Here is a 20,174-nt window from a genome sequence, read left to right as displayed (position 1 = left end):
GCCCGGGACCGAAGTCCCGGGCCACGCGGCCTTTTCCACGCGTGCGACGCGGCGGTCAGTAGGCCGCCGGGGATGATCGGCGCAGCCGGCGGGCGGCCGGGCGGATCAGCAGCGAGAGCAGCACCGCCGCGACCGCGACGGCGCCGACGAGGGTGGCGAGGAAGTGGCCGGGGCCGAGGGCCCCGTGGGTGACCAGGGCGCCGAAGACGGCGCCGAGCGCACCGGTGAGGAGGACGGTCCTCCGGGCGGGGAGGCGGTCGGGCAGGCGGTGCAGGGCCGCCCAGGCCAGGGCGAGTCCGAGCAGGGCGGAACCGAGGGCTTCCAGGAACACGGTGGATCACCTCGCGAGGGGTGCGGGGCGGGCGGTGCGGTCAAGCCCCCTCTACCCCGGGCCGCCGGAACGCAATCCTCCCCACGCCCTGGTGGGGCGCCCCGTACACCCGCCCGCCACCGCCTCGGGACGCCTCCGGAGCCGGTGGCGGGGGCGAGGGCGGCGACACCCGGACGGGCGTACGGGAAGAGGACCGGAGGGGCGTACGCGAAAGAGGACCGGAGGGGCGTACGCGAAGAGGCCCGGAGGGACGGGTGTCCCTCCGGGCCTCTTCCACGAGAGCCGGGGCTCAGAGCGTGCCGAAGCCCACCCGGCGCACGGCGGACTCGCCGAGCTCCACGTATGCGATCTTGTCCGACGGGACGAGGACCCGACGGCCCTTGTCGTCCTCAAGGCTGAGCAGCGGTGCCTTGCCGGACAGCGCGTCCGCGACGGCGCGCTCCACGTCCTCGGCGGACTGCCCGCTCTCCAGAACGATCTCCCGGGGTGCGTACTGCACGCCGATCTTGACCTCCACGGCTATGTCCCTCCGAACGGTCAGCCATGCGCGATGAACCCGCGCCGTACGCTGCACACATTAGCCCGGAGAGGGGACCCGCACGGCGCGGCCGGCGCACGCCAGGAGCGAACAGGAACCGGGAACAGGCGCCGGGAACGGGCGCCGGTCAGTGGCCCTCGGCGCTCAGCTGGCCCTCCACGGCGTGCAGCGGGAAGCCCGCGATGCCGCGCCAGGCGAGCGAGGTGAGCAGCGAGACGGCCGTGTCGCGGGGGATCGGGGACTCGCTGGAGAGCCAGTAGCGGGCGACGACCTGCGAGACGCCGCCGAGGCCCACCGCGAGCAGCATCGACTCGTCCGTGGACAGCCCGGTGTCCTCGGCGATGACCTCGGAGATCGCCTCGGCGCACTGGAGGCTCACCCGGTCGACGCGCTCGCGCACGGCCGGCTCGTTGGTGAGGTCGGACTCGAAGACGAGCCGGAAGGCGCCGCCCTCGTCCTCGACGTAGGCGAAGTAGGCGTCCATGGTGGCCGCGACCCGGAGCTTGTTGTCCGAGGTGGAGGCGAGGGCCGTGCGGACCGCCAGGAGCAGCGACTCGCAGTGCTGGTCGAGCAGGGCCAGGTAGAGCTCCAGCTTCCCGGGGAAGTGCTGGTAGAGCACCGGCTTGCTGACGCCCGCCCGCTCGGCGATGTCGTCCATGGCCGCGGAGTGGTAGCCCTGGGCGACGAAGACCTCCTGGGCCGCGCCGAGCAGCTGGTTCCGCCGGGCACGGCGCGGCAGCCGCGTACCGCGAGGGCGTGCTGCCTCTGTCTGCTCGATGGCGCTCACGCGGCCTCCCAAGATTCGATCCAGTGCGCTGTCGCGCCGCGCGGCCATCGTACTTTTGGGTAACCCGGCTGTGCGCGGTGCGGACGCAGAATTTCACGGACCGGACGCCGGGGTCGACAGGCTATTCAAGATTAAACCGAACAAATCAGCGGTAGTCGTCTTCGTCGAGTGTGACGACGCGGGCCTGTTCGGAGGCGTCGCCCTCGTCCGCCGCGTCGTGGTCGATGTCGCTGAGCGGTTCGTCCTCCCTCGGACGCAGTTCCGTGTGCTGCTCGGCCGCGTCGGCCTCCGGGACTTCCTCGTCGAGCACGGTGTCCTCTTCCTCGGGGAACGTGTCCGGCTCGGACGGATCGACAGTCATGCGCTTCCTTCCGTCCTCCCCGCGCGCGAGCGGCAGCCCACGCGGATGACCCTCCCTTCGAGCGTAGGAGCACCCGGGCCCACCCGCACCCGAGCCGCCGCCGGAGGGGTCCGAGGCCGGGCGCCACGCGGCTTGTGACCGCACCCACACCCGAGCGCGCGTGATCGTCTCGTAATATTGCGGCCATGTCCTCGACCGAGCTGCCGGAAACCCGGACCGCCGACACCGCTCCGGCGACGCCGCTCCGGCGCGCCGTCCGGGTCGCCGACGGCGAGGAGCTCCGCTCCGTCGCGCTCCCCGGACTCACGCTCACCGTGCGCTCCCGGCCCGGCGGCCGCACCGGCCTGCCGCCCGCGCTGTACGTGCACGGCCTCGGCGGTTCCTCGCAGAACTGGTCCGCCCTCATGCCGCTCCTCGCCGACCTCGTCGACGGCGAGGCCGTCGACCTGCCCGGCTTCGGCGACTCCCCGCCGCCCGACGACGGCAACTACTCGGTCACCGGGCACGCCCGCGCCGTGATCCGGCTGCTCGACGCCTCCGGCCGCGGCCCGGTCCACCTCTTCGGCAACTCGATGGGCGGCGCCGTCGCCACCCGGGTCGCCGCCGTCCGGCCCGACCTGGTCCGCACCCTGACGCTCGTCGCGCCCGCACTGCCCGAGCTGCGCGCCCAGCGCACCGCCTGGCCGACGGTGATGCTCGCCGTGCCGGGCGTCGCCGGGCTCTTCGCCCGCCTCTCCCGGGACTGGACGGCGGAGCAGCGCGTTCGGGGCGTCCTCTCCCTCTGTTACGGGGACCCCGGACAGGTCACCGACGAGGGCTTCCGGCACGCCGTCGAGGAGATGGAGCGGCGGCTGGAGCTCCCTTACTTCTGGGACGCGATGGCGAGGTCCTCGCGCGGCATCGTCGACGCCTATACGCTCGGCGGCCAGCACGGCCTGTGGCGTCAGGCGGAGCGGGTGCTCGCACCCACCCTGCTGATCTACGGCGGCCGTGACCGGCTCGTCTCGTACCGGATGGCCCGCAGGGCCGCCGCCGCCTTCCGGGGCTCGCGGCTGCTGAGCCTGCCCGACGCCGGTCACGTGGCGATGATGGAGTACCCGGAGACGGTCGCCGCGGCCGCGCGGGACCTGATCGCGGACCACGACGCGCGGCACGACGGGAGCTGAACCCGGGGTGGGACGACATAGTCGCAAGGGGCCCGCGCCCTCGGTGGGGGACACCGGGCGCACCCGGGCCGACGAGACCGGGCGCACGCCCGTCGTGGACGCGGGCGCGGGCACGGGAGCGGGTACGGGCGCGGGCACGGGCCGGCGCCGCAGGGCCGCCGAGAGCCGTCCGGAGGAGCGGGGCGCCGCCCGGGGCACCGGTCGCGGGCAGGGCACGCTTTCCGGGGGGTACGGGACACCGGCGCACGGGACGCCCGTGTACGGGACCCCGGTGAACGGAACCCCGGCGCATGGGGCACCGGCGCACGGGACGCCCGGCCACGGGACCCCGGCGAACGGAACCCCGGCGAACGGGACCCCGGCGAACGGGACCCCGGCGAACGGAACCCCGGCGAACGGGACCCCGGCGCACGGGACTCCGGCGCACGGGACGCCCGTGTACGGGACCCGGGCGAACGGGACCCCGGCGCACGGGACTCCGGCGCACGGGACGCCCGTGTACGGGACCCGGGCGAACGGAACCCCGGCGCACGGGACTCCGGCGCACGGGACGCCCGTGTACGGGACCCGGGCGAACGGAACCCCGGCGCACGGGACTCCGGCGCACGGCACGCCCGCGTACGGCGGCGGCCGGGGTGCGTATGACACGCCCGCGCACGGGGTGCCGCACACGCCCGCGCACGGGATTCCGGTGCGCGGGGGGCATCCGACGCATGACGAGGCCGTGCGGCCGGGGCCCGAGCGGTACGGGGCCACCACCGGCACCGCGCCCCGCATCCCCGGCCCACGCCGGGCCGCCGCGGCTCCGCCCGCCGGGCCGGTCGCGGCTCCCGCGCCGGACGCCGGGGAGAGCGCCGGCGGCCGGGGCGGCATGGGCCGGGCGCTCACCGGCATCGCGGCCGCAGCCGTCACCACCTGTCTCGCGATCGTCGTCGCCGGTCAGGTCGCCGACCGCGAGGACGGGGCTCCGGCCGCGCGCGCCGCGCAGGAGCCGGCCGAGCGCGCCTCGGAGGACAGCTCCGCCTCCCGCTCCGACGAGCGGCCCACCCCGTCGAGCCCGGCGCCCGTGGCGAGCAAACCGGCGCCCACATACGAGCAGTTGATGACCCATCAGTTCCCGATCGACCCGAAGCTGACCGGCTCCGGCGAGTTCGAGGCCGTGCCCGGACTCGACAAGGCGCCCGGCTCGGGGCAGAAGTACCGCTACCGGGTGGACGTCGAGAAGGGGATCGGTCTCGACGCCGGGCTCTTCGCGCGGGCGGTCCAGCAGACCCTCAACGACAAGCGCAGCTGGGCCGGTCAGGGCGCCATGACCTTCGAGCGGATCTCCAGCGGGCAGCCCGACTTCGTCATCACCCTCGCGAGCCCCGGCACCACCGGCACGTGGTGCGCCAAGTCGGGTCTCGACACCACCGTCGACAACGTCTCCTGCGACTCCGCCTCCACCGAGCGCGTGATGATCAACGCCTTCCGCTGGGCGCAGGGGTCGGAGACCTTCGGGCCGAAGGCGATGTACGCCTACCGGCAGATGCTCATCAACCACGAGGTCGGACACCGGCTCGGTCACAACCATGTGTCGTGTCAGACGCCGGGTGCGCTGGCGCCCGTGATGCAGCAGCAGACGAAGTCCCTGGACGTCGACGGCATCGTCTGCAAGCCCAACCCCTGGGTGCATCCCGGGAGTTGACCTCGTGCCAGAGGTTTACGGCGCCCGGCGCGCCGGGCGCCCCGAACCCGCCGGAATCTGACCCTCCGTGACCCGGCGGGCGCGTACCGCGACGGAACGCGACCGTGCGGGGAAAGTTACGTGCATTCACCCCTTCCGGTGGTGCGACGGACAACCGTCCGCCGCACCACCGGTCGCTGCGCTTACGTTCTTCCCGCTGTGGGATTCCCGCCGAGGGACGGCAGCGCGCGCCACCGACGGGACCGGTGGGCGCCGTCAAGGGAGACCGGGGGTGTGTGCTCGTGCGGATCGGACTGCTCACGGAAGGTGGCGCCCCGTGCGCCACCGGTGACACCGGTGCCTGGTGGCAGCGGCTCGTCCGCGGCCTCGCCGCCCACGACTTCGACCTGTACGCCGTCGGCGGCCCCCTCCCCGCCGTCCCGCTCCCGCCCCACACCCGCCCCGTCCCCGCCACCGGCGAGGGCGCCCTCCCCGCCGGACCGCCCGGACGCGCCGCCCGCCGCGCCTACGGCCGCCGCGACCGCCGCCGCTTCGCCGAGGGCTTCCACGCCCTCGCCACCGGCCTCACCGCGCAGGACGACCCCGAGCACGCCTTCGCCACCGGCCTCGGCGCCCTCGCCGACCTCGCCCGCGACAGCGGCGGACTGCCCGGCGCGCTCCGCTCCGACGACGCCGTCCGCCTCCTGGAGGCCGCCGGCCGCGCCCCCGGCGCCCGCCGCGCCGCCGCCGCGGCCGGACTCCGCGACCACCTCGCCTTCGCCGACCACCTGGAGCGGGCCCTGCGCCCCCTCTCCCTCGACTGGTACGACGAGACCGCCCTCGGCGCCGCCGACCTCTGCCACGCCACCGCGGGCGGGCCCGTCGCCCTCCCGGGACTCCTGGCCAAACGCTTCTTCGGCACCCCCCTCCTCGTCACCGAGTACGGCGTCGGCCTCCGCTCCCACTACCTCGGCGGGCCCGGCACGGACACCGCCGGCCGCTCCACCGCCCTGCGCACCCTGCTCGCCGCCCTCCACGGCCGCCTCGCCGGCGAGACGTACCGCCAGGCCGCCCTCCTCACCCCCGGCAACGCCCACGCCCGCCGCTGGCAGGAGCGGCTCGGCGCCGACCGGGAGCGGGTCCGCACCGTCCACCCCGGCATGCCCGCCGAGCGCTTCGCCGAGGTCGGCGAGGACGAGGCGAGCGGCGAGCCCGGCACCCTCGTGTGGATCGGGCGCGTCGAACCCGCCAAGGACCTCGTCGCCCTCCTCCACGCCTTCGCCGAACTCCGCGCGCGGCGGCCCGACACCCGGCTGCGGATCGTCTCCGTCCCCGCCGACGGGCGCGAGGCCGACCAGGGCGCCGACCACTGCGCCTACCTCGGCCAGTGCGCCGCGCTCGCCGCCCAGCTCTTCCCCGACGAGGCCCCGGGCGCCCACGCGGTGGGGGAGAACCCCGTCTCCTTCGAGGAGCTCGGCGGCCCCGAGGCCCCCACCCTGGAGGACGTCTACGCCTCCGCCGCGGTCGTCGTCCTCTCCAGCACCGTCGAGGGCTTCCCCGCGAGCCTCGTCGAGGCCATGTTCTGCGCCCGCGCCACGGTCTCCACCGACGTCGGCGCGGTCGTCGAGATCATCGGCGGCACCGGGCTCGTCGTCCCCCCGCGCAACCCCCGGGCGCTCGCCGACGCCTGCCTCGCGCTGCTGAGCGACCCCGAGCGCCGCCACCGGCTCGGCGCGGCCGCCCGCGCCCGGGCGCTCGAACTCTTCACCGTCGACCAGAACCTCGCCGCGTTCCGCGGCATCTACCTGGAACTCCTCTCCCACGCGCCGGTACGCCACCGGGCCGGGTCCGACGTGCCCTTCGCCCACCCCGCCGAGGCGCACCTCCCCGGCGGCTGGACGCCGAAGGCCGTCGCCGCGGGCACAGGAGGCCCCGATGCCTGAAGGAGGCACCCCCATGCGCGGCCCCGCCGCCCCGACGAGCCCCGGAGCCTGGGACACCCGCTCCGAGGCACTCCTCGGCGCCCCCGCGGTGGATGCGGAGCCCACGCCCCCCGCCATAGCCCCGGGGCCCGGCGGCCCGCTCCCCGGTCTCGACCTCCACGCGGACCCCCTGCCCGCGACCCCGGAGCCCGCCCCCGGCGCGTCCGCTCTGGACGACCTCCTCTCCGCCTTCGGCCCGCCCCGCCATCCCACGGGCCCGCCGCCCGCCGAGACGGAACTCTCGGAGGGGGAGGGAGAGTCGGAGTCTGAGGTGGCGGCCGAAACGGAGCTGGAGGCCGTCGCGGGGCCCGAGCCGGAGGCCGTCGCTGAGCCCGAGCCCGCCTCCGTGGACCCGGCCCCCGCCCCCGTCGCCCCCGGCCCCGGGGCCGCCTGGGGTGAGCCCCCCGCTGCCGCCGCCGGGGCCGGACAGGGGGAGGCCGTGCCCGGCCCCGGGCGGGTGCGGCGCACCGCCGGGGATCCCGTCAAGGTGCTGATGCACCGGCACCGGGAGCTGTGCGCGCGGGCCGTCGACCCGCTGGAGATCGCCGCCGGGTTGGAGGCGCAGGGCTTCACGGACCGCACCGCCGCGCGGTACCGGCACCGGGACGTCTTCTCGCTCGCCGAGGAGCTGTACGCGCGCGTGCCCCGCGGCCACCAGGAACCCGCGCCCTCGCAGGACGTCCCCACGCCCCGTACCCCCTGGGCGCTCGCCGCGTTCGCCCCCGGCGCCGCCGCCGGTCTGCTGGTGCCCGCGCTGCTCCACCTCGACGGGGGCGCGCGGCTCGCCGCCGGGACCGCCGGGGCGCTCGGGCTCGCCGGCGCGCTCGTCCTCGCCGTCCGGCGCGGGCCCCTGCGCGCCGCCGCCACCGCGCCCGCCGCCCGGCTCTGGACCCTGTGGCTCCTCGCGTACGCCGTCGCCGGGGACGGGCTCCTGGAACAGGTGCTCAGGGGCGGGCCCGACGGCGCCTGGAGCCTCGACCCCGCGCCGCTCCTCGGGCTCGCGCTCGCCGTCGCCCCGGCCGCCTGGTGCGCCCACCTCTTCGCCGGGCGGGCCCGCCGGCGTATCGCCGCCAGCCGCGGCCTCGCCGACTTCGCGGCCGGCACGCGCGCGTGGCTGCTGGCCGCCGTCCTCCTCCATCTCGCCGCCCTCACCGCCCTGCTCGCGCTCACCGGCCTCACCGCCGGCGCGCTCGCCCTCGGCGCCCTGCTCCTGATCGCCCGGCTGCTCACCGTCCACGGACACCCCGAGACCGCCGCCGCCGCACTCGCCGCCGCCTGCGCCGCCGAAGCCCTCGGCCTCGCGAGCGTGCTGGCGTCCCGGCTCCCGCTCCCCGGCTTCGACGCGCTCGCCGTCCCCGTACGGACCGCCGTCGACGCCTGGGGTCCTGGCGCCCTCCCCGCGCTCGTCTGCGGCGCCGCCGCGCTCGGCCTGCTGGCCCACGCGACCGGCGCCCTCACCCGGGCCTCGGCCCACACCGCCCCCTGACCCCGGGGCACCCGCGGAGCCGACGCCGCGGGCGCCCGGCCCCTCCCTCACCACCCTCAAGGAGAACCCAGACCATGACCCCTCCCTCCCCAGCACCGGCCGGTCGGCACGAAGGGGCCGCACGATGAGGGTGCTACTGCTCGGAGCCAACGGCTTCATCGGCCGCTTCGTCGCCGACCGGCTGCTCGCCGACCCGGCGGTCCACCTCACCGCACTCGGCCGCGGCGACGACGCCGACGTCCGCTTCGACCTCGCCAGCGGCAGCCCCGGCGCGCTCACCCGCTTCCTGGACGCCGTCCACCCCGGCGTGGTCGTCAACTGCGCGGGCGCCACCCGAGGCGGCGCCCGCGACCTCACCCGGCACAACACCGTCGCCGTCGCCACCGTCTGCGAGGCCCTGCGCCGCAGCGGCTGCGGCGCCCGGCTCGTCCAGGTCGGCTGCGCCTCCGAGTACGGGCCCAGCCAGCCCGGCTCCTCCACCGCCGAGGACGCCGTGCCGCGCCCGGGAGGCCCGTACGGCGTCTCCAAGCTCGCCGCCACCGAACTCGTCCTCGGCTCCGGGCTCGACGCGGTCGTCCTCCGGGTCTTCTCCCCGGTCGGCCCCGGCACCCCCGCCGGCTCCCCGCTCGGCCGGCTCGCCGAGGCCATGCGCCGCGCCATGCAGGCGGGCGACGGCGAGCTCAAGCTCAGCGGTCTCGGCGTGCAGCGGGACTTCGTGGACGTCCGGGACGTGGCCCGCGCCGTGCACGCCGCCTCCCTGTCCGCCGCCCAGGGCGTCGTCAACATCGGTACGGGACGGGCCGTACGGCTCCGGGACGCCGCCGCCGTCCTCGCCAGGGTCGCCGGCTACGCGGGCAACCTCCACGAGGTCGACGCCCCGCACGGCATGCCGCAGCGGCCCGTCATCGGCGCCCCGCGCAGCGAGGCGACCATCGCCGAACAGCTCGCCGCCTCCCCCTTCCCGTACCCCGACGGCTGCGGGCCCTGGCAGCAGGCGGACGTCCGCACCGCCCGTGACCGGCTCGGCTGGCGCCCCCGCATCAACCTGGAGGAGTCGCTCGCCGACATCTGGATGGAGGCGGCGTGTCGCATCTGACCGCCACCGGGGCGGTCCGGGCGCTCGGGGTGGGCGCTCCCGGCTACGCCCACCCGCTGCTCGCCCCGGTCGAGTGGGCCGAGCTCACCCGGCCGGGGACCCCCGTGCACTGGGCGGTGCTCAACGTCTCCGACGGCCCCGGCAGCCGCCCCGACCCGCACTGCCTGGAGACCGCCGGACGGCTCCGGCACGCGGGCGTGCGGGTGCTCGGGCACCTCGACCTGGCGCACGGCTCGCGGCCCTTCGGGGAGCTGGTCTCGCAGGCCCAGCGCTTCCTCGACTGGTACCGGGTCGGCGGCTTCTACCTGGACCGCTGCCCCACGGACCGGGCCGACCTGCCGGGCGTGAGGAGGGTCACCGGCACGCTGTCGGCCCTCCTCGGCGGCGACGCCCACCTCGTCCTCGGCCAGGGCCGCCACCCCTACCCCGGCTACGCGGAGGCGGCGGACCAGCTGGTGACCTTCTCCGGCGCCTGGGCGGAGTACCGCTGGTCGCAGGTGGCCGAGTGGACGGCGGACTACCCGGAGGGGAAGTTCGCCCACTTCGTCCACGGGGTGCCCCGCACCCACCTCGACGAGGCGCTGCGGATCGCCCGCTGGCAGGGCGCCGGCACGATCTTCTTCACCGACCGCAGCGGCGCGCCGGACGGGGCGGCGGAGAGGGCGGCGGCCGGGGCGGTGGGGGCGGCGAGGGTCCGGGGACAGAACACCCCATTCCACTCGCTGCCCGGCTACTGGGACGAAATCGTCTCGCGTATCGGACCGGGTGTCTCGGAATGAGAAGGGGCGTGGCAGTGTTACGGGGAGAACAACCGTACTGACATACCGACCAACGGAGTCCCCGTGTCGCTGCCACCCCTGGTCGAGCCGGCTGCCGAGCTCACCGTAGACGAGGTCCGCAGGTACTCCCGCCACCTGATCATCCCCGACGTGGGGATGGACGGGCAGAAGCGGCTCAAGAACGCCAAGGTGCTGGCCGTGGGCGCCGGTGGCCTCGGCTCGCCGGCCCTCATGTACCTGGCCGCGGCCGGCGTCGGCACGCTCGGCATCGTGGAGTTCGACGAGGTCGACGAGTCGAACCTCCAGCGCCAGATCATCCACAGCCAGGCCGACATCGGCCGCTCCAAGGCGGAGTCGGCGCGCGACAGCGTGCTCGGCATCAACCCGTACGTGAACGTGGTCCTTCACGAGGAGCGGCTCGAAGCCGACAACGTGATGGACATCTTCAGCCAGTACGACCTGATCGTCGACGGCACGGACAACTTCGCCACCCGCTACCTGGTGAACGACGCCTGCGTGCTGCTGAACAAGCCGTACGTCTGGGGCTCGATCTACCGCTTCGACGGCCAGGCGTCCGTCTTCTGGTCCGAGCACGGTCCCTGCTACCGCTGCCTCTACCCGGAGCCCCCGCCGCCGGGCATGGTCCCCTCCTGCGCCGAGGGCGGCGTCCTGGGCGTGCTGTGCGCGTCCATCGGCTCCATCCAGGTCAACGAGGCCATCAAGCTCCTCGCCGGCATCGGCGAGCCGCTCGTCGGCCGTCTGATGATCTACGACGCCCTGGAGATGCAGTACCGCCAGGTGAAGGTCCGCAAGGACCCGAACTGCGCGGTCTGCGGCGAGAACCCGACCGTCACCGAGCTCATCGACTACGAGGCGTTCTGCGGCGTCGTGTCCGAGGAGGCCCAGGAGGCGGCGCTCGGCTCCACGATCACTCCCAAGCAGCTCAAGGAGTGGATCGACGACGGCGAGAACATCGACATCATCGACGTCCGCGAGCAGAACGAGTACGAGATCGTCTCGATCCCCGGCGCCCGTCTGATCCCGAAGAACGAGTTCCTGATGGGCACCGCCCTCCAGGACCTCCCGCAGGACAAGAAGATCGTCCTGCACTGCAAGACGGGTGTCCGCAGCGCGGAGGTCCTCGCCGTGCTCAAGTCCGCGGGCTTCGCGGACGCGGTGCACGTCGGCGGCGGCGTCATCGGCTGGGTCCACCAGATCGAGCCCGAGAAGCCGGTCTACTAGGACCGGTTACTAGGACGTGACGCGCGAAGGCCCCGGACCAGGACGGTCCGGGGCCTTCGCGCGTCTCCGCTACCCGCAGGTCGTGCCGTACGCGGGCACCTTCCCGTCCAGCAGGTACGCGTCGATCTTCCCTGTCACGCACGCCGACGTGCCGTACGCGCCGTGCCCCTCGCCCTTGTTGGTGACCAGGATCCCGACGCCCTCGCCGAGCTCCTCCGCCATCCGCTCCGCGCCCTCGTACGGGGTCGCCGGGTCGCCCGTCGTGCCCACGACCAGCACCGGGGCCGCGCCCGGGGCGGAGGCCGCCGGGGTGGTCGCCTCGCCCTTCACCGGCCAGCCGGCGCACCAGCCCGCCGTGTCCCAGGCGAGGAAGGCGCCGAAGACGGGGGAGAGGCGGCGGAACTCCGGCAGCAGCGCCCTCGCCTGCGCGGCGGTCGGGCGCTCGCTGGAGTCGGCGCAGGATATCGCCCGCTGGGAGTGCGACTGGGTGGAGTAACGGCCCTGTTCGTCACGGTCGTTGTAGGCGTCCGCGAGCCGCAGCAGCGGGCCGCCGTCACCGGACTCGGCCGCCTCCAGGGCCTGGGTGAGGAGGGACCAGCTGGACTCCGCGTAGAGGGTCACGGCGATGCCGGTGATCGCGAGGCCCTCGGTGAGGCGGCGGCCGCCGGTCTCCAGGGGCTGCGCGTCCAGGCGTTCCAGGAGCCGGGTGATCCTCGCGGTGCCGGTCTCCGGGTCCTGTCCGGTGCTCTTCAGGTAGTTGTCCAGGGCCCGCTGGAAGCCGATCGTCTGGTGCCGGGCGTGGCCCGCGGTGCCGGCGGTCGGGTCGACGACCGCGTCCAGGACCAGCCGGCCCACCTTCTCCGGGAAGAGGTGGGCGTAGGTGCCGCCGAGCTGGGTGCCGTACGAGATGCCGAAGTAGTGCAGCTTCTCGTCGCCGAGGACCTGCCGGATCAGGTCCAGGTCGCGGGCGGTGGCCGAGGTGGTGGTGTACGGGATCACCTCGCCGGAGCGGCGGGCGCAGCCGGCGCCGAAGTCGGCCGCGTCCTTCAGGTAGGCGCCCTCCTCGGCGGGCGTGTCCGGGGTGGAGTCGACGCGGGTCTCGGCGGCCGCCTGCTCGGCGTCGTCCCGGCAGACGACGCCGGAGCTGCGGCTCACCCCGCGCGGGTCGAAGCCCACGAGGTCGTACCGCTCGCCCAGCGACGCGTACTCCCCGGAGAGCTGCGGCAGCATGTCCACGCCGGAGGCGCCGGGCCCGCCGAAGTTGAAGAGCAGCGAGCCGATCCGGGCCTCGCGGTCGGTCGCCTCCTTGCGGATCAGGGCGACGGGGAGGGTGGGGCCCGACGGCTTCGCGTGGTCCAGCGGCACGTCCACGGTGGCGCAGCGCCATTCGTCGCCGGCTCCGTCGCAGCGCTTCCAGTCGGGGCGCTGGGCGGTGAGGGCGGAGGTGGGGGAGGGGGTGCGGGAGGGGGTGGGCTTGGCGTCCGAGGGAGGGCGTGTGGAGGGGGAGGAGGCCGGGGCGCCCGTGCTCGTACAGCCGGTGACCAGGAGTCCTCCGACGGCGAGGACGGTCAGGCGCCGGCGTATGTGCATGGAGGACTCCCCAAGATCGAGACTGGCCCGTCATCCTAGGGGGCTGGGCTGTGACTACTTGCAGACGGTGCCGGAGGCGGGGACCTTGCCGTTCAGGAGGTAGCCGTCGACGGCCTTCTTCACGCAGGCGTTGCCGCCGTTGTAGGCGCCGTGGCCCTCGCCCTCGTACGTGAGCTCCACGCCGACGTCCTTGCCGAGCGCCTTCACCATGGCGCGCGCGCCCTCGTACGGGGTCGCGGGGTCGCCGGTGTTGCCGACCACGAGGATCGGCGCGGAGCCGGGCGCGGAGACGTCCGGGTGGTCCCAGGTGCCGGGAACGGGCCACTGCGAGCAGCTGGAGAGGGCCCAGCCCATGAAGTCGCCGAAGACCGGGGACGCCTCGCGGAACTGGGGGAGGCGCTCCTTGGCCTGGCCGAGGGTGTAGCGCTCCTTGAAGTCGACGCAGTTGATGGCGGCGTTGGCGGCCTGGATGTTGCTGTAGCTGCCGTTCTCGCCGCGGCCGTTCATGGAGTCGGAGAGGGCGAGGAGGAGGGCGCCGTCGCCGCCGTCCGCGGCCTCCAGGCCCTGCTCCAGGTAGGGCCAGAACTCCTTCGAGTACAGGGACTGGGCGATGCCGTTGGTGGCCTGGGTCTGGGTCAGGTCCCGGCTGCCGATGCCGGGGATCGGCTTCTCGTCGAGCGAGGCGAGGAGGTCGGTGACGCCCTTCTCGACCTCGGCGACGGTCGCGCCCGGGAGGGCGCACTCGTCGCCCCGGTCCACGCAGTCCTGCGCGAAGTTGTCCAGCGCGAGCTGGAAGCCCTTCGCCTGGCCGAGGGCACCCTCCTCGACGCCCGCGTCGGGGTCCACGACGGCGTCGAAGACGGCCCGGCCCACCCGCTCCGGGAAGAGGTGGGCGTAGACGCCGCCGAGCTCGGTGCCGTACGAGATGCCGAAGTAGTGCAGCTTGTCGTCGCCGAGGACCTGGCGCAGGAGGTCCATGTCGCGGGCCGCGCTCTCCGTGCCGACGTGCGGGAGGACCTTGCCGGCGTCCTTCTCGCAGCCTGCGGCGTACCGTTTCTGCGCGTCGGACAGCGTGCGCTCCTCCGCCTGGTCGTCGGGGGTGAAGTCCATCGCGTAGTAGGCGTCCAGCTCCTTGTCCGTGGCGCACTCCACCGGCTCGCTGCGGCCGACGCCGCGCGGGTCGAAGGAGACCAGGTCGTAGCGGGAGCGGAGGGTCTCGTACTCGGCGGCGAAGCCGGGCAGGGCGGTGATGCCGGAGCCGCCGGGGCCGCCGAAGTTGAAGACGAGGGAGCCGATGCGGTTGGCGTTGTCCTTGGCCCGCGCCCGGATGAGCGCCAGCTCGATGGTCTCGCCCTCCGGCTGGGACCAGTCCAGCGGCGTCTGGAGGAACGCGCACTCCCAGGTGGTGCCGCCGGGCAGCGGGGTCGGGGCGGCACCGCCGCCCTCCGCGGGGGAGGGGGCCGGGCAGGTGTCCCACGCGAGCTGCTGGCCGGTCAGCCCGGAGAGGCCGCCGGTGCCGGTGGGGCGGGTGGTGGCGTCGTTCCCGTCGCCCGCGTCGTCCGAGCAGCCGGTGAGGCAGAGGACGGCGGAAGCGGTGAGCAGAGCGGCGGCACGCTGAGCGGCGGAGATCGGCATACCCCCATGCTCGTCCGCCCCCGCCACCCCCGCGCGAAACACACCCCCAAGCGGGTGTCCCCCACGCCGCCGCAGCGGGGCGTTTCGGGTGGAGTCAGGGGGTGGAGGTGAGGGCTGTGGAGATGGAGGCTGCTATGCCTACGCCTTCGTAGGTCGCGCCGCAGACCGTGAGGGCGGGGAGTTCCGCCGCCGACGCGCGGGCGCGGGCGACGCGGGTCGCGTGGCCCGTGTCGTACTGGGGGAGGCCGGCGGGCCAGCGGGTGACGCGGGTCGCCAGGGGGGCGGGGAGGGGGCCGAGGGCGCGCCGCAGGTCCGCGAGGGTCGCGTCCAGGAGCGCTTCGTCGGAACCTTCCAGGACCGACCCCGCTCGTCCCAGCGACGCGCGGATCACGCAGGGTCCCCCCTCCCGCCACCCCCACTTACGGGACAGGTACGTCGCCGCCTTGATCGCGCGGCCCTCGACGGAGGGGACCAGGAAGCCGTTCCCGGGCGGGAGCCCCGCCTCGACCGTCGGCGGGAACGCCAGCGCCACCACCGCCGTGTCCGCGTGCCGTACGGCCCCGAGCGCCTCGGCCGCCTCCGGCGCGAGCCCCGCGAGGAGGGGCGCCGCCACGTGGGCCGGTACCGCGAGGACCACCGCGTCGGCGGGGAGGGTTCCGGAAGCCGTCGCCACCCGCCACTCGCCCGCCATCCGCCGCAGGCCCGTCACCGCCACGCCCGTCAGGATCCGCGCCCCGGACGCCCGGGCCACGGCCGCCGGGAGGAGCCCGGTGCCGCCGGTCACGCCGCGTACCACCGCACGGGCCGGCCGCGCGGGCCGGTCCCGCAGCGCCGCGAGCAGCGACCCGCCGCGCCCGGCGAGCGCGGCCACCGGCCCCAGGGCGGAGCGCAGCGAGAGCCGGTCGACCTCGCCCGCGTACACCCCGCCGAGGAGCGGTTCGACGAGCCGGTCGACGGGCTCCCGGCCGAGCCGCCCGGCCAGGTACTCCGCCACGGACACGTCCCGACCCTCAGGCAGCGGCGGCGCCGGAAGCGTCTCCTCCTCCCGCAGCCTCGCCAGCCCCGCCTCCGACAGCAGGCCGGTGCCCTCCAGCGCCGACGGGTCCGGCGGCACGCCCATCACATGGCCGGGCGGCAGCGCCCGCAGCGCGCCCCGGCTCCACAGCGTCACCGGACCCGGCGCGGGGTCCCGCAGGGCCCCGCCGAGACCCACGGCCTCCGCCAGGTCCACCGCCTCCGGCCGCAGCGCCATCAGCGACTCGGCGCCCTCGTCGACGGGGACGCCCGCCAGCGGCGTGGTGCGGAGCTTGCCGCCGATCCGGTCACCCGCCTCCAGCACGGTCACCTCGGCCCGCCCGCGCAGCGACCACGCCGCCGCGAGGCCGCTGATGCCGCCGCCGATCACGATCACCCGGCGCATGCCAGTACCTCCCGGAGGTCGTCCTGGTGGGGGAAGCCGCCCGGCTCGTAGGCGCACCACGGGTCGGCGGCGAGCGGGTCGCCGGTGACCGCGTACGCCCGCGAGCGCGAGCCCTCGCAGACCCGCGCGAACTCGCAGGCCCCGCACTTCCCGCCCAGCCGCTCCGGATCCCGCAGCGACCGGAAGAGCTCCGACTCCCGGTAGATCGACGGCAGTTCGCGCGTCCGCACGTTCCCCGCCGACAGCGGCAGGAAGCCGCTCGGGTGCACCTCCCCCGTATGGGACACGAAGACGAAGCCGCGCCCGGAGGAGACGTCCATCGGAGGACGGCGCGCCGTGCGCAACTCGCCCTCGAACAGGCCCAGTTCCACCGCCCGTTCGGTGAGCCGCGCGTGCAGCCGCCCGAGCCGGGGGGGTTCGCCGCGCCGGTCGAGCACCGCCCGCTGGAGCGCGACGCGCCGGAAGTGGTGGCCCTCGGTGGTCTTCACCGGCATGCGCGCGCCGAGGTCGTACAGGAAGTGCAGCACGTCCTCGCACTCGGCGGCGGTGAGCGCCCCGAGCGCGCCCGCCCGGCCGGTGGGCACGAGCAGGAACCCGGACCAGAGCATGGCGCCCTCGCGCCGTACGAGCGCGGCGATGTCGGCGAGGTCGGGCAGGCTGTGCCGGCTGACGGTGGTGTTGATCTGCACCTTCAGACCGAGGTCGCGGGCGGCCCGCCAGCCGTCCAGGGTGAGGTCGAAGACGCCGGGAACGCCCCGGAAGGCGTCGTGCCGCTCGGCGGTCGACGCGTCGAGGGAGAGCGAGAGCGCGACCGCCCCGGCGTCCCGGACGCGCGCGAGGCCCGCCCGGTCGAGGGTCGGCGTCCCGGACGGCGAGACCGCGACCCGCAGCCCCACCGAGGTGCCGTACGCGACGAGTTCGGCGAGATCGGGCCGCTGGAAGGGGTCGCCGCCGGTGATGACGAAGAGCGGCGCGGGCTTCCCGAAGGAGGCGATCTGGTCCATCAGCCGCCGCGCGGCCGGCCCGTCCAGCTCGTCGGGGTGCCGGTCCGGGACGGCCTCGGCCCGGCAGTGCAGGCAGGCCAGCGGGCAGGCCCGGGTCGCCTCCCAGATGACGAGGAAGGGCCGCTCGCCGACGGGCTGCCGGGGCCGGCGGACGAGCGTCCTCGTGGCGCTCACACCCGCTCCCAGCCGCGCTTCGGCGCCCGGTTCGCGATCCGGCCGGGACGGCGCCGCCGGTAGACGACGAACGGGCGGAAGAGGTAGCGCACCGGCACCGCGAACATGTGGACGAGCCGCGAGTACGGGATCAGCGCGAACAGCGCGAAGCCGAAGAGGATGTGCAGCTTGAAGGCGAGCGGCGCGCCCGCCATCAGCGCCCAGTCGGGGCTGAGCGCGAACAGCGACCGGAACCAGACCGAGATGCCCTCGCGGTAGTTGTAACCGTCCGTCGCGCCGGTCGAGTTGAGGACGGTGGCGAGGATGCCGAGCGTCATCGCCCCGAGCAGCACCGTGTACATGAGGTGGTCGCTCTTCAGCGTCGCCTTCCGCACGGCCGGTACGCGCATCCGCCGGTAGACGAGGATCCCGATGCCGACGGCGGCGGCGACGCCCGCGACGGCGCCGGTGGAGACGGCCATCAGGTGGTAGGCGTGGTCGCTGATCCCGACCGCGTCCGTCCACGACATGGGGATCAGCAGCCCGACGACGTGTCCGAGGACGACGAACAGCATCCCGAAGTGGAAGAGCGGCGAGCCGATCCGCAGCAGCCGCGACTCGTGCAGCTGGGACGAGTGGGTGGTGATGCCGAAGCGGTCGTAGCGCCCGCGCCAGACCGTGCCCGCGACGAGCAGGGCCACCGAGACGTAGGGCAGCACGCCCCACAGCAGCAGATCCATCAGACCGGGCTCCTTTCGGCGCGGTGCGTGGTCGGCCAGGGCAGGTCGACGCCCGGCCCGAGGGGTTCGATGCCGAGCGGGTCGATCCCGAGCGGGTCGAGTCCGACGAGCTCGCGCGGCGGCCCGGAGCGGGCCAGCGCCTTCGCCTCCTCCTTGGTCTCGGGGGAGGGGCCCGGCAGGGTGCCGCAGACGGCCTCCAGGACGCGGGTGTACGGGGTTCCCGCGGCGGCCAGCGCGAGGCGCAGCAGCTCCAGTCCGGCCCGGTGGTCCTGGAGGAGGCGGGTGCCGTGCTCCTCGTGGCGGGCGGCGAACTCCAGGGCGGCGGGCAGGAAGTCGGGCAGCTCGTCGCTGTCGAACTCCAGGCCGTGCTCGCGGTAGGTCCGCTTGATCGCGACGAGCGAGAGACCGCGCCGCCGGGTGTCGCCGTCCGTCCACCAGGTGAGGTAGAGGCAGCGGCGGTTGCGGGTGTCGAAGGTGTCCGTGTAGTGCGCGGAGAGGTCCAGGAGCGGCGTCCGCTCCATGTGGGCGAGGAGTTCCAGGACGCCCTCCCCGCCACGTACGCCGTCCAAGGCCCGCCGCAGCAGCGGGAGTTCGGCGTACAGTCGCTCGTCCGGGTAGGTGAGGCAGCGCGCCGCCACCAGCCGTACGACAGCCTCGGGGGTCATGAAGTCCTCCTCGTGCGGCCGAGGTTGAGCAGGACCCGCCCGGGGCCCTCGCCCGCCTGGTCGGCGACCGGGCAGCCCGCGTCGGGGTCCAGCGGGTGGGAGTCGGCGAGGGCGTCCGCGTCGGCGCGGGCGGCGGTGGGGATCACGTACCGGTCCTCGTACTTGGCGATGGCGAGGAGCCGGAACATGTCCTCCATCTCCTGCCCGGTCAGTCCGACGGCCCGCGCGACCGACTCGTCCCTCTCCTCGCCGAGGTTGACCGCGCGCATGTAGGAGCGCATGGCCGCCATGCGGCGCAGCACCGCCTCGACGGGCACGGTGTCGCCGGCGGTGAGCAGCTCGGCGAGGTACTCGACGGGGATGCGGAGCGCGTCGATCGCGCCGAAGAGGTTCCCGGCGTCCTCGCCGTCGCTGCCGGTGGCGGCGACCGCGTCGACCACCGGGGAGAGCGGCGGCACGTACCAGACCATCGGCATCGTGCGGTACTCCGGGTGGAGCGGCAGCGCGACCTGGTAGGTGGCGATGAGGTCGTGGACCGGGGAGCGGCGGGCCGCGTCCAGCCACTCGTCGGTGATCCCGGCGGCCCGCGCGGCGGCGGCGACCGCCGGGTCGTGCGGGTCGAGGAAGCACTCCAACTGGGCCGGGTACAGGTCGTGTTCGTCCTCGACGGCCGCCGCCTCCGCGACCTTGTCGGCGTCGTACAGCATCACGCCGAGGTACCGCATGCGGCCCACGCAGGTCTCGGAGCAGACCGTCGGCATGCCGACCTCGACGCGCGGGAAGCAGAAGGTGCACTTCTCGGCCTTGCCGGTGGCGTGGTTGAAGTAGACCTTCTTGTACGGGCAGCCGGTGACGCACATCCGCCAGCCCCGGCACTGGTCCTGGTCGACGAGGACGATGCCGTCCTCCTCGCGCTTGTACATGGCGCCGGACGGGCAGGCGGAGACGCACGCCGGGTTGAGGCAGTGCTCGCAGATGCGGGGCAGGTAGAACATGAAGCTCTGTTCGAACTCGAAGCGGATCTTCTCGCCGACCTGCTTGCGCACCTTCTCGACCAGCGGGTCCTGGGGACCGTGCTCGGGGGCGCCGCCGAGGTTGTCGTCCCAGTTCGGCCCCCACTCGACCTTGTCGAGCGGTTCGCCGGTCACCTGGGAGACGGGCCGCGCGGTCGGCAGGTCGTCACCGGCGGGTGCCTCGGTGAGGTTCTTGTACTCGTACGTCCACGGCTGGTAGTAGTCGTCGAGCTCCGGCAGCTCCGGGTTGGCGAAGATCTGCCCGAGCCGCTTCAGCCGCCCGCCGGCCCGCAGCCGCAGCCGCCCCGAGCGGGTGCGCTCCCAGCCGCCCTTCCAGCGCTCCTGGTCCTCCCAGCGGCGGGGGTAGCCCTGGCCGGGGAGGGTCTCGACGTTGTTGAACCAGACGTACTCGGTGCCCTGCCGGTTGGTCCACGCCTGCTTGCAGGTGACCGAACAGGTGTGGCAGCCGATGCACTTGTCGAGGTTCATGACCATGGCGACCTGTGCCATGACGCGCATC

General features: G+C 74.8%; 18 protein-coding genes. 7 read left to right on the top strand and 11 right to left on the bottom strand.

Features of this window, described 5'->3' with window-relative positions; genetic code table 11:
* Nucleotides 1-55 precede the first annotated feature (55 nt).
* The 4 genes from ACFXMG_RS36975 to ACFXMG_RS36960 form a co-directional block, all read right to left on the bottom strand.
* Nucleotides 56-331 carry a hypothetical protein gene (locus tag ACFXMG_RS36975; RefSeq protein ID WP_383830496.1) on the bottom strand — a complete coding sequence of 92 codons (276 nt, stop codon included), beginning with the start codon at nt 329-331 and terminating at the stop codon, nt 56-58.
* 289 nt (nt 332-620) lie between these two features.
* Nucleotides 621-848: a DUF3107 domain-containing protein gene (locus ACFXMG_RS36970; RefSeq protein ID WP_351111042.1), complete on the bottom strand. Its 228-nt coding sequence runs from the start codon at nt 846-848 to the stop codon at nt 621-623.
* 148 nt (nt 849-996) lie between these two features.
* The gene (locus ACFXMG_RS36965) at nt 997-1,656 is read right to left on the bottom strand and encodes a TetR/AcrR family transcriptional regulator (protein WP_383830500.1); all 660 of its coding nucleotides are present in this window, start codon (nt 1,654-1,656) and stop codon (nt 997-999) included.
* 145 nt (nt 1,657-1,801) lie between these two features.
* Nucleotides 1,802-2,017 carry a hypothetical protein gene (locus tag ACFXMG_RS36960; protein ID WP_383830503.1) on the bottom strand — a complete coding sequence of 72 codons (216 nt, stop codon included), beginning with the start codon at nt 2,015-2,017 and terminating at the stop codon, nt 1,802-1,804.
* Nucleotides 2,018-2,202: 185 nt separating this feature from the next.
* Between ACFXMG_RS36960 and ACFXMG_RS36955 the strand changes: the two genes are divergently transcribed.
* The 7 genes from ACFXMG_RS36955 (at nt 2,203) to moeZ (ending at nt 11,434) form a co-directional block, all read left to right on the top strand.
* Nucleotides 2,203-3,183 carry an alpha/beta fold hydrolase gene (locus ACFXMG_RS36955; protein ID WP_383830506.1) on the top strand — a complete coding sequence of 327 codons (981 nt, stop codon included), beginning with the start codon at nt 2,203-2,205 and terminating at the stop codon, nt 3,181-3,183.
* Nucleotides 3,184-3,907: 724 nt separating this feature from the next.
* Complete coding sequence (locus tag ACFXMG_RS36950) at nt 3,908-4,870, top strand: DUF3152 domain-containing protein (RefSeq protein ID WP_383830509.1); 963 nt, start codon at nt 3,908-3,910, stop codon at nt 4,868-4,870.
* Between the two features lie 281 nt (nt 4,871-5,151).
* Entirely contained in the window at nt 5,152-6,792 is a 1,641-nt protein-coding gene (locus tag ACFXMG_RS36945) for a glycosyltransferase (protein WP_383830523.1), read from the top strand.
* Entirely contained in the window at nt 6,785-8,317 is a 1,533-nt protein-coding gene (locus tag ACFXMG_RS36940; protein ID WP_383830511.1) for a hypothetical protein, read from the top strand. The genes ACFXMG_RS36945 and ACFXMG_RS36940 overlap by 8 nt, the downstream gene beginning before the upstream one ends.
* A 124-nt stretch (nt 8,318-8,441) precedes the next feature.
* Nucleotides 8,442-9,413, top strand: coding sequence for an NAD-dependent epimerase/dehydratase family protein (locus ACFXMG_RS36935; RefSeq protein ID WP_383830514.1), 972 nt, complete (start codon nt 8,442-8,444; stop codon nt 9,411-9,413).
* Nucleotides 9,401-10,192: a spherulation-specific family 4 protein gene (locus ACFXMG_RS36930; RefSeq protein ID WP_383830517.1), complete on the top strand. Its 792-nt coding sequence runs from the start codon at nt 9,401-9,403 to the stop codon at nt 10,190-10,192. Before ACFXMG_RS36935 ends, ACFXMG_RS36930 begins: the two co-directional genes overlap by 13 nt.
* Nucleotides 10,193-10,255: 63 nt before the next feature.
* Nucleotides 10,256-11,434 carry an adenylyltransferase/sulfurtransferase MoeZ gene (gene moeZ / locus ACFXMG_RS36925; protein ID WP_383830520.1) on the top strand — a complete coding sequence of 393 codons (1,179 nt, stop codon included), beginning with the start codon at nt 10,256-10,258 and terminating at the stop codon, nt 11,432-11,434.
* A 69-nt stretch (nt 11,435-11,503) separates the two neighbouring features.
* Here moeZ and ACFXMG_RS36920 read toward each other — a convergent pair whose 3' ends face one another.
* The 7 genes from ACFXMG_RS36920 to narH all read right to left on the bottom strand — a co-directional run bounded on the left by ACFXMG_RS36920 (nt 11,504) and on the right by narH (nt 20,173).
* On the bottom strand, nt 11,504-13,024 hold the full coding sequence (locus tag ACFXMG_RS36920; protein WP_383828017.1) for an alpha/beta hydrolase: 1,521 nt from the start codon (nt 13,022-13,024) through the stop codon (nt 11,504-11,506).
* Between the two features lie 54 nt (nt 13,025-13,078).
* Entirely contained in the window at nt 13,079-14,659 is a 1,581-nt protein-coding gene (locus ACFXMG_RS36915; protein WP_383828015.1) for an alpha/beta hydrolase, read from the bottom strand.
* A 94-nt stretch (nt 14,660-14,753) separates the two neighbouring features.
* Entirely contained in the window at nt 14,754-16,079 is a 1,326-nt protein-coding gene (gene hemG / locus ACFXMG_RS36910; RefSeq protein WP_383828013.1) for a protoporphyrinogen oxidase, read from the bottom strand.
* Complete coding sequence (locus ACFXMG_RS36905) at nt 16,067-17,257, bottom strand: TIGR04053 family radical SAM/SPASM domain-containing protein (protein WP_383828011.1); 1,191 nt, start codon at nt 17,255-17,257, stop codon at nt 16,067-16,069. The genes hemG and ACFXMG_RS36905 overlap by 13 nt, the downstream gene beginning before the upstream one ends.
* Nucleotides 17,254-17,976 (bottom strand): respiratory nitrate reductase subunit gamma, encoded by a 723-nt coding sequence (narI, locus tag ACFXMG_RS36900; protein ID WP_383828009.1) that lies wholly within the window; start codon nt 17,974-17,976, stop codon nt 17,254-17,256. Before narI ends, ACFXMG_RS36905 begins: the two co-directional genes overlap by 4 nt.
* Nucleotides 17,976-18,641 (bottom strand): nitrate reductase molybdenum cofactor assembly chaperone, encoded by a 666-nt coding sequence (gene narJ / locus ACFXMG_RS36895; RefSeq protein WP_383828007.1) that lies wholly within the window; start codon nt 18,639-18,641, stop codon nt 17,976-17,978. The genes narI and narJ overlap by 1 nt, the downstream gene beginning before the upstream one ends.
* Nucleotides 18,638-20,173, bottom strand: coding sequence for a nitrate reductase subunit beta (narH, locus tag ACFXMG_RS36890; RefSeq protein ID WP_383828005.1), 1,536 nt, complete (start codon nt 20,171-20,173; stop codon nt 18,638-18,640). Before narH ends, narJ begins: the two co-directional genes overlap by 4 nt.
* Between the last annotated feature and the right edge of the window lies 1 nt (nt 20,174).

Origin of the sequence: Streptomyces sp. NPDC059201 (assembly GCF_042754585.1) — a bacterium.
Lineage (GTDB): Bacteria > Actinomycetota > Actinomycetes > Streptomycetales > Streptomycetaceae > Streptomyces.
Note: the sequence above shows the minus strand (reverse complement) of the source record. Positions and strands in the feature narration are given on the sequence as shown.